The 12,025-nt window shown below is 66.8% G+C and carries 12 protein-coding genes; 3 read left to right on the top strand and 9 right to left on the bottom strand.

Annotated elements, in window-relative coordinates:
* Positions 1-4 precede the first annotated feature (4 nt).
* The 9 genes from KEC55_RS29955 to KEC55_RS29915 all read right to left on the bottom strand — a co-directional run bounded on the left by KEC55_RS29955 (position 5) and on the right by KEC55_RS29915 (position 9,219).
* Complete coding sequence (locus tag KEC55_RS29955; protein ID WP_282508676.1) at positions 5-772, bottom strand: FadR/GntR family transcriptional regulator; 768 nt, start codon at positions 770-772, stop codon at positions 5-7.
* A 68-nt stretch (positions 773-840) separates the two neighbouring features.
* Complete coding sequence (locus KEC55_RS29950) at positions 841-1,731, bottom strand: amidohydrolase family protein (RefSeq protein ID WP_282508675.1); 891 nt, start codon at positions 1,729-1,731, stop codon at positions 841-843.
* 67 nt (positions 1,732-1,798) lie between these two features.
* Complete coding sequence (locus KEC55_RS29945; protein ID WP_059239325.1) at positions 1,799-2,740, bottom strand: ABC transporter substrate-binding protein; 942 nt, start codon at positions 2,738-2,740, stop codon at positions 1,799-1,801.
* A 77-nt stretch (positions 2,741-2,817) separates the two neighbouring features.
* A complete protein-coding gene (locus KEC55_RS29940) occupies positions 2,818-3,855 on the bottom strand; it encodes an ABC transporter permease (protein WP_176048336.1) in 1,038 nt (345 codons plus the stop codon).
* 27 nt (positions 3,856-3,882) lie between these two features.
* On the bottom strand, positions 3,883-5,421 hold the full coding sequence (locus KEC55_RS29935; protein ID WP_282508674.1) for a sugar ABC transporter ATP-binding protein: 1,539 nt from the start codon (positions 5,419-5,421) through the stop codon (positions 3,883-3,885).
* Positions 5,422-5,433: 12 nt separating this feature from the next.
* Positions 5,434-6,210, bottom strand: a complete 777-nt coding sequence (locus KEC55_RS29930; RefSeq protein WP_282508673.1) for an SDR family oxidoreductase — start codon at positions 6,208-6,210, stop codon at positions 5,434-5,436.
* Between the two features lie 43 nt (positions 6,211-6,253).
* A complete protein-coding gene (locus KEC55_RS29925) occupies positions 6,254-7,531 on the bottom strand; it encodes an L-fuconate dehydratase (protein WP_282508672.1) in 1,278 nt (425 codons plus the stop codon).
* A gap of 23 nt (positions 7,532-7,554) precedes the next feature.
* Positions 7,555-8,397: an ureidoglycolate lyase gene (locus tag KEC55_RS29920; RefSeq protein WP_282508671.1), complete on the bottom strand. Its 843-nt coding sequence runs from the start codon at positions 8,395-8,397 to the stop codon at positions 7,555-7,557.
* Positions 8,398-8,454: 57 nt separating this feature from the next.
* Entirely contained in the window at positions 8,455-9,219 is a 765-nt protein-coding gene (locus KEC55_RS29915) for an SDR family oxidoreductase (RefSeq protein ID WP_282508670.1), read from the bottom strand.
* A 666-nt stretch (positions 9,220-9,885) separates the two neighbouring features.
* On the opposite strand from KEC55_RS29915, the gene KEC55_RS29910 reads away from it, so the two are divergent.
* From KEC55_RS29910 to KEC55_RS29900, 3 genes are all read left to right on the top strand, one after another.
* Positions 9,886-10,176: a DUF3331 domain-containing protein gene (locus KEC55_RS29910; RefSeq protein ID WP_006484717.1), complete on the top strand. Its 291-nt coding sequence runs from the start codon at positions 9,886-9,888 to the stop codon at positions 10,174-10,176.
* A gap of 167 nt (positions 10,177-10,343) precedes the next feature.
* Entirely contained in the window at positions 10,344-11,330 is a 987-nt protein-coding gene (locus tag KEC55_RS29905; protein ID WP_282508669.1) for an oxidoreductase, read from the top strand.
* A gap of 215 nt (positions 11,331-11,545) precedes the next feature.
* Positions 11,546-11,845 carry a DUF4148 domain-containing protein gene (locus tag KEC55_RS29900; RefSeq protein WP_176048343.1) on the top strand — a complete coding sequence of 100 codons (300 nt, stop codon included), beginning with the start codon at positions 11,546-11,548 and terminating at the stop codon, positions 11,843-11,845.
* Positions 11,846-12,025: the final 180 nt, after the last annotated feature.

Genomic DNA, 12,025 nt, shown 5'->3' with positions numbered 1-12,025 from the left:
GCGCTCAGTCGAGCGCGCGGCCGAAAATCCGGATGACTTCGTCGAGATGCTCGGCCATCGCACGGCGCGCGGCTTCGGGATCACGGGCACGGATCGCGTCGAGGATCGCGCGGTGTTCCAGTTCCGACCGGTGCGGCATGTCGTTCGGCATGTACAGCGACTGCAGCCGCTGGAACATCAGGTCGTACTTGTGCGCGAGCAGCTGCTTGATCATCAGCGCATACGCGGCGTTGTCGCTCGCTTCCGCGATACGGATATGGAACAGCCGGTCGCCCGGGTGCGTGAGCGAGCCGCTGCGGTTGTCTTCCTGGTTGCGCAGGAACGCTTCGTGAATCCCTTCGATCTGCGCGTCGGAGCCGTGCCTTGCCGCAAGCGCCGCGGCTTCCGGCTCGATCAGCCGGCGCGCCTGCAACAAGGCGAACGGCGGGATTTCGGTGTCGAGGTCGAGCGCGATGCCGAGTTCGGGATCGATCTCGACGATCGAGAACGGCGCGACTTTCGCAGCGGGTTCGGGTGCAGGCTCGGGCACCGCAGCTGCTTCGGGATGGCGCACCTTCACGCCGTCGCCGACACGCACGCTGACGAGCCCGCTCACTTCGAGCGCGATCAGCGCTTCGCGCACCGACGTGCGCGACACGCCGAACTGTTCGGCCAGTTCGCGCTCGGGCGGCAAATAGCTGCCCGGCGGAAAATCGCCGGACTCGATCATCGCACTGAGCTTGTCGGCGATCTGCTGGTAGAGGCGGCGGTTCTGAATCGGCTGGATGGACATACGTTGACGCTGGTAATCGGTTTCGTTCCGGACGGTCTGACGAATCGAACAGACCGTTCGCGCCTATTTTATATGCCGCGCTTCACATCGCCCGGCACGGCGTAGCAACGCGCGGCCGTGCCGCCCCACAACGCGCCGCGCTCGGCCGCCGACAGCCGCGATTCGGCCCAGCGCTCCACGAGCGACGTCACTTCGTCATACGACGCCGCCAGCAGGCACACGGGCCAGTCCGACCCGAACATCAGCCGCTGCGGCCCGAATGCGTCGAGCGCCGCATCGAGGCACTGTTCGATGTGCCGGATGTCCTGCGCGCGCAGGCCACGCCGCCAGTCGGCCTCGGTCACGAGCCCCGACAGCTTGCACGCGACATGCGGCAGCGCACCCAGCTCGCGCAGCGACGCGCGCCAGCGCGCGAGCGCCGTGTCGTCGCGCCCGAACTCGGCGAGCGCGGGCTTGCCGGCATGATCGAGCACGAGCCAGTGCGCATCGTGCGTCGCGCAGAACACGCGCACGTCGGGCAACTGCCGTTCGAACACGAGCACGTCGTACACGTAGCCGTTCGCCTGCAGCCAGGCAACGCCGCGATTGAAACCGGGATCCGCGACGAACGCGGCCACGTCGGCCTCGTCCTGCACCTGATGACGAAAGCCGCGCAGCTTCGGGCTGCCCCACTCGGCGACCCGATCGGCAAGCGCCGGCGCACCGAGATCCTCCCAGCCGACCACCGCCGCGATACGTGCGTCGTCGCGCGCGAGATCGAGCAGGAACGCCGTCTCGTCGCGCCCGGCGCGCGCCTGCACCGCGATCGACGCGCCGAGCGCCTGCGCATGCATCTGCGGCCACAGCGCGTCGGGCAGGTAGTCGCGCGCGAGCACCCCCATCCCGGCGCCGATCCACGGATAGTCGGCCGCGCGATAACGCCAGAAGTGCTGATGGGAATCGATACGCACTGCGCCCATGGTGCCCTCGTGTTCAGTTGCCTCGGCGGCGGCGGCGCGCGTCATCGCCGCCGCTCATGCGCAACGTTCAGTCGTACAACACCGCCGCGATCTTCGGATCGTCGATATTGGTCTTGTCGTACCAGTAGAAACCGGTATCGATGACCTTCGGCAGCTTCTCGCCCTTGGTCGCCTTCACGGCCGCCTCGACGGTCTTGTAGCCGATCCCGATCGGGTTCTGCGTGATCGCGCCGGCCATCAGCCCGCTGCGGATCGCGTCCTTCTGCTGCTTGCCCGAATCGTAGCCGACGATCACGACCTTGCGTTTCATTTCGCGCACGCCGTTGACCACGCCGATCGCCGAGCCTTCGTTGGTGCCGAACAGCCCCTTGAGCTTCGGATACGCCTGCAGGATCGACTTCGTCACCTCGGTCGACTTCAGCTGGTCGCCTTCGCCGTACTGCACGGTCACGACCTGCACCTTCGGGTGCGCCGACTTCATCCGCTCGAGGAAGCCGTCGCGGCGGTCGATGCCGGTGCGGCTCGTCTGGTCGTGCGCGACCACCGCCACCTCGCCTTCGTCGCCGATCAGCGCGGCAAGCTTGTCGGCCGCGAGCGCCGCGGCGGCCTTGTTGTTGGTCGCGGCCGTCGTCACGGGGATGTCGCTGTCGACGCCCGAGTCGAACGCGATCACCGGGATCTTCTCGGCCTGCGCCTTCTTCAGGAGCGGCAGCGCGGCCTTGCTGTCGAGCGCCGCGAAGCCGAGCGCGGCCGGCTTCTTCGCGATCGCGGCCGACAGCATGTCGATCTGCTTGTCGACCATCGCCTCGGTTTCGGGCCCTTCGAACGTCACCTTCACCTTGTAGTCCTTCGCGGCCTGCATCGCGCCCGATTTCACGGCCTGCCAGAACTGATGCTGGAAGCCTTTCGAGATCAGCGGGATATAGGCTTCCTGCGCCTGCGCGCCGGCCGTGACGCCGACGGCGAACGTCAGCCCGACGATCGCGTTCAACACCTTGCTCCTGATCACTTCGCGTCTCCTTGGTTGGACTCTTCTGGATGCCGGCCGGGCCGGCGGTGAAGCGGATGCCTGCGTGCAGGCGGGCGTCAGCGGCGGCGCCGGCGCAGGATGTCGACGTACACGGCGAGGATGATGATCACGCCCGTCACGACCGTCTGCCACTCCTGCGCGACCGACATGATGCGCAGGCCGTTGGTCAGCACGCTCATGATGAACGCGCCGATGATGGTGCCGACGATGCTGCCCGCGCCGCCCGACAGCGACGTGCCGCCGATCACGACGGCCGCGATCGCATCGAGCTCGTAACCCTGGCCGAGCGCCGGCTGCGCGGAATTCAGCCGCGACGCGATCAGCAGGCCGGCAATCCCGCATACCGCGCCGCTGAACGTGTAGACGGCGATCTTCCACGCGTCGACGTTCACGCCGGACAGCCGCAGCGCCTCCTCGTTGCTGCCGAGCGCGAACGTATAGCGGCCGAAGATCGTCCGGTTCAACACGATCGATGCGCCGATCGCGACGAGGAACAGGATCAGCACCGCGTTCGGAATCGGCAGCGCGGGAATCAGGTTGCCGATCAGCGAATCCTGCGCGATCGCCGTGAAGCCCGGCGTGTCGTTGAAGTAGATCGGCCGCGTGCCGGAGATCACGAGCGACAGCCCCTTGAGCAGCATCATCATGCCGAGCGTCGCGATGAATGGCGGCACCTTCATCTTCGCGATCACGAAGCCCGACACGCAGCCCGACAGCGCGCCGAACAGCAGCGCGGCCAGGATCCCGAGCGGCAACGGCATGCCCCACTTGGTCAGCACGACGCCGGCCATCACCGCGCAGAACGTCATCAGCGTGCCGACCGACAGGTCGATGCCCGACGTGATGATCACGTACGTACACGCGACGGCCAGCACGCCGTTCACGGCGGTGGCCTGCAGGATCGTGACGAGGTTGTCGACTTCGAGGAAGTTCGGCGACGCGAAGCTGAAGAACACGATCAGCAGCACGAGGCTCGCGAACGCGAGCAGCTTCTGCCGCGCGGCCGGATTGAAAAAGCGCGACTTCAGGCTCGATGCGGCGGCCGGCGTGTCGCCGGAAGCGAGGGGCGGGACGGGATGCGTATCGTTGGACATGATCGGGTCAGCGTCTGTATCAGGAAATCAGGACAACACGGTCGACTCGCGCTGCGTCGCGAGCTGCATGATCTTTTCCTGCGTGGCGTCGGCCGCGCGCAATTCGCCGGTCACGCGGCCTTCGCACATCACGAGAATCCGGTGGCTCATGCGCAGCACCTCGGGCAGCTCCGACGAGATCATCACGATCGCCTTGCCGTCGGCGGCCAGCGCGTCGAGCAGCTTGTAGATCTCGCTTTTCGCACCGACGTCGATGCCGCGCGTCGGTTCGTCGAAGAACAGGATGTCGCAGTCGCGCAGCAGCCACTTCGCGATCACGATCTTCTGCTGGTTGCCGCCCGACAAAAGGCGCGCGGGCTGCGCGACCGACGGCGTGCGGATCGCGAGCTGCCGCACGTACGCCTGCGCGGTGTCGCGCATCTCGCGCGCATCGAGGAACACGCCACGGCGCACGAAACGACGCATGCTCGACAAGGCGATGTTGTTCTGCACGTCCATCCCGACCGCGAGCCCGAAGTGCTTGCGATCCTCGGACAGGTAGCCGATCCCGTGCTTCACCGCGTCGGCCGGCGTGCGGATCGTCACGGTCTTGCCGTGCACGCGGATTTCACCGGCATCGACCGGGTCCGCGCCGAACACCGCGCGCGCAACCTCGGTGCGGCCCGCGCCCATCAGCCCGGCGAATCCGAGGATCTCGCCGCGCCGCAGCGTGAAGCCGACCTCGCGGATCGCACGGCCGCGCGACAGCCCGCGCACTTCGAGCGCGATATCGTTCGCCGACGTATCGGGCGGCGTGCGGGATTCCGATTCGAGCTGGCGGCCGACCATCATCGAAATGATCGTATCCATCGAGGTGCCGGCCATCGGCACGGTCGCGACGTACTTGCCGTCGCGCATCACGGTCACACGATCGGCGATCTGGCGCAGCTCGTCCATCTTGTGCGAGATGTAGACGATGCCGACGCCGTTCGCGCGCAGGTCGCGGATGATGCGGAACAGCTCGCCGATCTCCGCGTTGTTGAGCGCGGCGGTCGGCTCGTCCATGATCAGCACGCGCGAGTCGAACGACAGCGCCTTCGCGATCTCGACCATCTGCTGCTTCGCGACCGTCAGCCGGCCGACCGGCGTGCGCGGGTCGAGATCGAGCCGCATCCGCCGGAAGATCGCGGCCGCATCGCGGTTGAGTGTCTCTTCGTCGACGAACACGCCGAAGCGGCCGCGCGGCTCGCGGCCGATGAAGATGTTCTGCGCGACGCTCAGGTGGTTCATCAGGTTCAGTTCCTGATGGATGATGCCGATCCCGAGCGCCTGCGCGGCGCGCGGATCGGCGATCTCGACCGCGCGGCCGTCCATCCGGATCTCGCCGTCGTCGCGCTGGTACACGCCCGCGAGGATCTTCATCAGCGTCGACTTGCCGGCGCCGTTCTCGCCCATCAGCGCATGCACCTCGCCGGCGCGCAGGTCGAAACGGCAATCGTCGAGCGCCTGCACACCGGGGAAGCGCTTGCCGATGCCGGTCAACGCAATCAGCGGCGGCGTGGTGTTCGGGTTCAGGTCGGGTTGCATGAATCGCGGCCCTCAGCTGATCGCACGGTCGAGATGCGTGTAGCCGCCGTCGACGAACAGCCACTGGCCCGTCGTGTGCGAAGCGCGTTCCGACAGCAGGAACACGGTCGTATCGGCGATTTCGTCGGCCGTCGTGAAGCGCTGGCCGAGCGGCACCTTGCCCGCGATGCCGGCGAGCTTCGCGTCGGGATCGTCGAAGCCCGCCAACCAGTTCCGGTACAGCGGCGTCATCACCTCGGCCGGAATCACCGCGTTCACGCGCACGCCGTCGTCGCGCAATGCGACGGCCCATTCGCGTGTCAGCGCAAGCTGCGCGCCCTTCGACGCGCAATAGCCGCTCGTGTTGCCCTGCCCGGTCACGGCCGTCTTCGACGAGATATTCACGATCGCGCCGCGCGCCGCCTTCAGGTGCGGCACGCAGTAGTGCGCCATCACGTAGTAGTGAACGAGATTGCGCTCGAGCGACGCGACGAACGCGTCGCGCCCCGCATCGAGCCCGATGCTGTCGTTGATACCCGCGTTGTTGACGAGGCCGTCGAGATGACCGAAACGCTGGATGGTCTGCGCGACCGCATCGCGGCACTGCGTGTCGTCCTGCAATTCGACGGACACGCACGTGGCGTTCGGCTGCTTCCGCACGAGTTCGCGCCAGAATGCATCGTCTGGCGCGTGGCGCGCGAACACCACCGGAATCGCGCCTTCTTCGGCCAGCCGCATCGAGATCGCGGCGCCGATGCCCGATGCGCCGCCGGTCACGATCACGACCTTGTCTTGCAGATTCAAATCCACTTCGCGTCTCCGTCGTTCATGTTGTCGGCACGCCCACCCTGCTTCAGCCGCGGAACCGGTACTGCTCCAGCGATTCGGGTTTCATCTCGATCGAGAAGCCGGGCGCCGTCGGCGGCATGTACGCCGCGCCGCGCACGACGCACGGTTCGACGAAATGCTCGTGCAGGTGATCGACGTATTCGGTCACGCGCCCTTCCTTCGTGCCGGAAATGCACACGTAGTCGATCATCGACAGGTGCTGCACGTACTCGCACAGCCCGACGCCGCCCGCGTGCGGACACACGGGCAGCCCGTACTTCGCGGCCATCAGCATCACCGCGAGAATTTCGTTCACGCCGCCGAGCCGGCACGCGTCGATCTGCACGACGTCGATCGCGCCGCGTGCGATGAACTGCTTGAACAGCACGCGGTTCTGGCACATCTCGCCGGTCGCGACCTGCACGGGCGCGATCGCCTTGCGGATCTTGCGATGCCCTTCGACGTCGTCGGGGCTCGTCGGCTCCTCGATGAACCACGGCCGCGCGAACGCGAGCTCGCGCACCCAGTCGATCGCCTCGTCGACTTCCCACACCTGGTTCGCGTCGATCATCAGCTTGCGATCGGGGCCGATCACTTCGCGCGCGATCGTCACGCGACGAATATCGTCCTCGAGGTTCGCGCCGACCTTCAGCTTCACGTAGTCGAAACCGGCGTCCACCGCCTCGCGGCACAGCCGGCGCAGCTTGTCGTCGCTGTAGCCGAGCCAGCCGGCCGACGTCGTGTAGCACGGGTAGCCGTCGCGCTCGAGCGCCGCGATCCGCGCGGCCTTGCCGGGCGCCTGCCGGCGCAGCAGCTCGAGCGCTTCGTCCGGCGTCAGGCAGTCGGTCAGATAGCGGAAGTCGATCGCGCGTACCAGCTCCTCGGGGCTCATGTCGGCGACGAGCCGCCACAGCGGCTTGCCGACGGCCTTCGCCCACAAATCCCACACCGCGTTGACGACGGCGCCCGTCGCCAGGTGGATCGCGCCCTTGTCGGGGCCGATCCAGCGCAACTGGCTGTCCGACGTCACGTGCCGCCAGAAGCGGCCCATGTCCTCGCGGATCCAGTCGAGGTCGAGGCCGACGACAAGGTGACGCATCGCGTCGATCGCCGCGCAGCAGATTTCGTTGCCGCGCCCGATGGTGAACGTGAGCCCGTGACCCTCGAGCCCGTCGCGGTCGGTTTCGAGCACGACGTAGGCCGCCGAATAATCGGGGTCCGGATTCATCGCATCGGAGCCGTCAAGCTGGCGCGAGGTCGGGAAGCGCACGTCGAGGACGCGCATCGATCGAATGATAGGCATGACGAACCGTCCGTTAAAGGAAATCAGGCTTGCACGGTGCGCTGGCGTTGCTCGCCGAGCCCGTCGATACCGAGCGTGATCACCTGTCCGGCACGCAGGTAGACGGGTGGCTTCTGCCCGAGGCCGACACCCGGCGGCGTGCCGGTCGAGATCACGTCGCCCGGCTGCAGGCTCATGAAGCGGCTCAGGTAGCTGATCAGGTGCGGCACGCGAAACACCATCGTCGCGGTCGTGCCGTTCTGGTAGCGGTGGCCGTCGACGTCGAGCCACAGCCGCAGCGCGTGCGGATCGGGTACTTCATCGGCCGTCACGAGCCACGGGCCGAGCGGGCCGAACGTGTCGTTGCCCTTGCCCTTGTCCCACGTGCCGCCACGCTCGAGCTGGAATTCGCGCTCCGACACGTCGTTGACGACGCAGTAGCCGGCGACGTGCGACAGCGCATCGGCTTCCGCGATATAACGACCGCCCTGGCCGATCACCACGCCGAGCTCGACTTCCCAGTCGGTCTTCTCCGAGCCGCGCGGAATCTCGACGTCGTCGTTCGGGCCCGAGATCGCGCTCGTCCACTTGCCGAATACGACGGGCTCCTTCGGCACTTCCATCCCCGATTCGGCCGCGTGGTCGGAATAGTTGAGCCCGATGCAGATGAACTTGCCGACACGGCCGACGCAGGCGCCGAGCCGCGGCGTGCCTTCGACGAGCGGCAATGACGACGGCGGAATGTCGCGCAGCCGCGCGAGCGACGCGGGCGTCAGCGCATCGCCGGCGATGTCGTCGATCACGCCGGACAGGTCGCGAAGCTGGCCCTGCGCATCGAGCAGGCCCGGTTTTTCATGGTGTTTGTCGCCAAATCTGAGCAGTTTCATAGCGTTGTCGGAACGGAAACGGAAAGTGAATGGGCAGGCGCGGTCAGTTCAACACGGTCAGTTTGACCAGCCGCCGTCGATCAGGTGGATCGCGCCGGTCGTGAACGACGCTTCGTCGGAGGCCAGGTACAGCGCGAGCGCGGCCACTTCGTCCGCGCTGCCGATGCGACCGATCGGCTGGCGCGCGACGAACGCCTGGCGTACCTCGTCGGCCGACACGTGGCGCGTGCGCGCCTGGTCCGCGATCCGCTGCTCCAACGACGGCGATTCGATCGTGCCCGGGCAGATCGCGTTGCAGCGGATGCCGCGCTCGACGAAATCGGCGGCGACCGCCTTGGTCAGCCCGATCACGGCCGCCTTGGTCGTGCCGTAGACGAAGCGGTTCGGCACGCCCTTCACGCTCGACGCGGCCGACGCCATGTTGATGATCGACGCGCCGCCGGCTTCGAGCATCGCGGGCAGCAGCGTGCGGATCAGCCGGTACATCGACGTGACGTTCAGGTTTATCGAGAACGCCCACGCGTCGTCGTCGCAGTCGAGGATCGAGCCGTGGTGCACGTAGCCCGCGCAGTTGAACAGCACGTCGAAGGCGCGTTCGCCCGCGGCGAGCGCCGCGACGTCGCCTGCATCGGTGACGTCGAGCCGCCGCGTGGTCAGCCTGCCGCCCGCGCGTTCGGCGTCGGCCTCGAGCCGCACGAGCGCGGCTTCATTGATGTCGGTCGCCAGCACATCGGCGCCCTCGCTCGCGAACCGCAGCGCGGTCGCGCGGCCAATGCCCTGCCCGGCCGCCGTCACCAGCGCGCGTTTGCCCTGCAATCTCATGAGCACGTCTCCCGAAAAAGCCGGCCATCCATCGGCCGATTGGCACAAAGGACTAAAGGTCCAACCAATCATAGGAAGTGATCGCGCGTTTGTCACGAAATCGGGATTCAGTATTTACCCGGGTGGGGAAATCGGGCCGGCGGAGAAAAATCCGCTGCTCGACGGGCACGGGAAGGATGCGCCGGGGGCCGCGCAAACCCAATACCGGCGGGCCGCCCGGCTGGTTTGGCGCATTCGCGCGACGCCGCGCCCACGCCAAACTGACAAAAAAGTCATGTTCACGTCAGGGTCTCAACGGGATGAGCGCGCGATCATGGCGTTGCCGGACCGCGCTTTTCAACCATCGCCTCCCCGCCCGCTTTCGGTCCCTGCGGGCACCTCCGTCCCCCGGCGATGGACTCCGTGACTGGGCGAGCAGACACGGTGCGCGGGCCGATTTTCCGCCCCGGACTTCCCGTCCGGGGCGTTTTTGTCCGTGGTTTCCAAGAAAATAAGCTTGGATTGTTTCTAAATCGGCAAAAGGTAATTTGAGCCAGACAGGATGTTTTTTCCGGTCACAGACGCTTACATTTAGCGCACCACTCATGGAAACCGCTACGGATTCGCCATCGGGTAGTGACATCCACTGCCACGGCCGAAACCGCACGAGCTTTAGGAAACGGCAAAATGAAGGCCTCCAAATCCCTGCCTGCGCTCGATCCCGCCGACGTCCACGTCGAAATTCTCGAACGTTCCGATACGCTGCTCGTCGTCCGCTGGGTCGAGCCCGGCCGCTGTCATTACGGTGAACAGCGCTGGCGCCGCCGCTTCGCGCAACGCACCGGCACCTGCGCGCTGTCGCGCCAGGTCATCCACCGCGGCGACGAAGTGTTCCGCCCGGCCGAACGCCCGGCGCCCGCGAATGCAGCCGCGATGATCTCCGCCGCCGAGGTGCTCGCGCTGGCCGGAAGCAGGTAAAACCTGCCGGCCGAGCGCCGGGGCCCACCGCGCCACGCACTGCGCCCGCCCTAGAAGCACCGGTCTAATTCCCCCGCTTGTCTGTCACGTCCGCCCGCACTATCGTTACACCACGCAATGTAACGATTACGTGTCGCGGCCGCTCGGCCGTGCCGATGGAGACAGACATGCATGCATGGAGTGCGCGCCACGTCCCGGCGCAGGGCGGCAAGGTCGCGGTCGTGACCGGCGCCAACAGCGGTCTCGGCTGGCAGCTCGCGGAAACGCTGGCCGCGAAAGGCGCGACGGTCGTGATGGGCTGCCGCGACGCCGGGCGCGCCACCCAGGCGGCCGATGCGATCCGCCAACGCCACCCCGATGCTCGTGTCGAAGTCGATCCGCTCGACCTCGCCGATCTCGCGTCGATCGAACGCTTTGCGAGCACCATCGCTGAACGCCACGGCCGCGTCGACATCCTCTGCAACAACGCCGGCGTGATGTTCCTGCCGCTGCGCCATACGCGCGACGGCTTCGAGATGCAGTTCGGCACCAACCACCTCGGCCATTTCGCGCTGACCGGCCATCTGCTGCCCGCGTTGCGCGCCGCACGGCGGGCGCGCGTCGTGACGATGTCGAGCGGCTTCAACCGCGGCGGCCGGATTCGCGTCGACGACCTGCGCGGCGAGCACCGCTACAACCGTTATCTCGCCTATTGCGACAGCAAGCTCGCGAACCTCGTGTTCGCGATCGAGCTGCAGCGCCGTTTCGAGCGCGCCGCGTTCGCGGGAATCAGCGTGGCCGCGCACCCCGGCTACGCGGCGACCAACCTGCAGTTCGCGGGCCCAGCGATGGACAGCTCGCCCGCGCGCGCCGCGTTGATGCGTGCGGCGAACCGCTATCTCGCGCAGCCGGCCGACCAGGGTGCGCTGCCCGCGATTCATGCGGCAACGTCACCCGATCTCGCCGGTGGCGCGTACATCGGGCCATCCGGCTGGTTCGAGTCGCGCGGGCTGCCTGCGGCCGCGAGCGTGCCGCGCTCGGCGCGCGACGTGGCCTCGGCGGCGCTGCTGTGGGAGGCGTCGGAAGCCGCGACGGGCGTGCGCTTCCTCAGTTCGGGCGCGCCCGCCGGACGCGCGGCGGGCCGGCCGTTCGACACGGCGGCCGAAGCACGCTGAACCGCGCGCCGCCGCCCGCAATATTCTTCATACTTATTGCACAGACCGAAAAGAAAGCCCGTTGAAAGACTGAATCGCCGCGCCACTGTTACCGCGCAGGAAACAATCTATCGTCAAATTCAGCGTTTACCCTGAACCCTCCGGTGACTAAGATTTGATCAATCGCTTAAGACATGGAGTCGAGAGCGAACTCAATAAAACACCCGGAGGTCACCATGAAATCGCTCGTTTCCGCAGTTGTTGCCGCTGTCGCCCTGTCCGCTTCGTTCGGCGCATTCGCTCAAAGCACCGTGACCCGCGCTCAAGTGCGCGGCGAACTGGTCCAGCTCGAACAAGCCGGCTACAAGCCGGGCGTGTCGAGCCCGTATTACCCGAACGATATCCAGAGCGCCGAAGCGCGTGTTCATGGTGCCGACACCAGCGGCTACGGCGCTCAGCCGGCTCCGCTCGTCCACTCGGGCGCCCCGGCAGCCGCATCGTCGAACGCACGCGACTCGATCTTCTTCGGCCAGTAAGCCGATGCGCCCTCGGCGGGCGCCGCGCATCGCGCGATGAAGCAAGGCAGTCAGGACGAGCCCCTTCGCGGGGCTCGTCTTTTTTGTGAAACGCATACCTCCGCCGCCCGGCAGCGGGTGGCTTCGCCCGGGCGCTGTGCGTCCGGGTGCTTTTTCCTGGTCGGGTATGCGTGATGAAGC

Origin of the sequence: Burkholderia cepacia, from assembly GCF_029962485.1 — a bacterium.
Classification (GTDB): Bacteria; Pseudomonadota; Gammaproteobacteria; order Burkholderiales; family Burkholderiaceae; genus Burkholderia.
This window is presented reverse-complemented; position numbering and strand designations above follow the sequence as displayed.

Coding starts and splice junctions, on each gene's coding strand:
- KEC55_RS29955 (WP_282508676.1), bottom strand. CDS start 772: ATGTCCATCCAGCCGATTCAGAACCGCCGCCTCTACCAGCAGATCGCC.
- KEC55_RS29950 (WP_282508675.1), bottom strand. CDS start 1,731: ATGGGCGCAGTGCGTATCGATTCCCATCAGCACTTCTGGCGTTATCGC.
- KEC55_RS29940 (WP_176048336.1), bottom strand. CDS start 3,855: ATGTCCAACGATACGCATCCCGTCCCGCCCCTCGCTTCCGGCGACACG.
- KEC55_RS29935 (WP_282508674.1), bottom strand. CDS start 5,421: ATGCAACCCGACCTGAACCCGAACACCACGCCGCCGCTGATTGCGTTG.
- KEC55_RS29925 (WP_282508672.1), bottom strand. CDS start 7,531: ATGCCTATCATTCGATCGATGCGCGTCCTCGACGTGCGCTTCCCGACC.
- KEC55_RS29920 (WP_282508671.1), bottom strand. CDS start 8,397: ATGAAACTGCTCAGATTTGGCGACAAACACCATGAAAAACCGGGCCTG.
- KEC55_RS29915 (WP_282508670.1), bottom strand. CDS start 9,219: ATGAGATTGCAGGGCAAACGCGCGCTGGTGACGGCGGCCGGGCAGGGC.
- KEC55_RS29910 (WP_006484717.1), top strand. CDS start 9,886: ATGAAGGCCTCCAAATCCCTGCCTGCGCTCGATCCCGCCGACGTCCAC.
- KEC55_RS29905 (WP_282508669.1), top strand. CDS start 10,344: ATGCATGCATGGAGTGCGCGCCACGTCCCGGCGCAGGGCGGCAAGGTC.
- KEC55_RS29900 (WP_176048343.1), top strand. CDS start 11,546: ATGAAATCGCTCGTTTCCGCAGTTGTTGCCGCTGTCGCCCTGTCCGCT.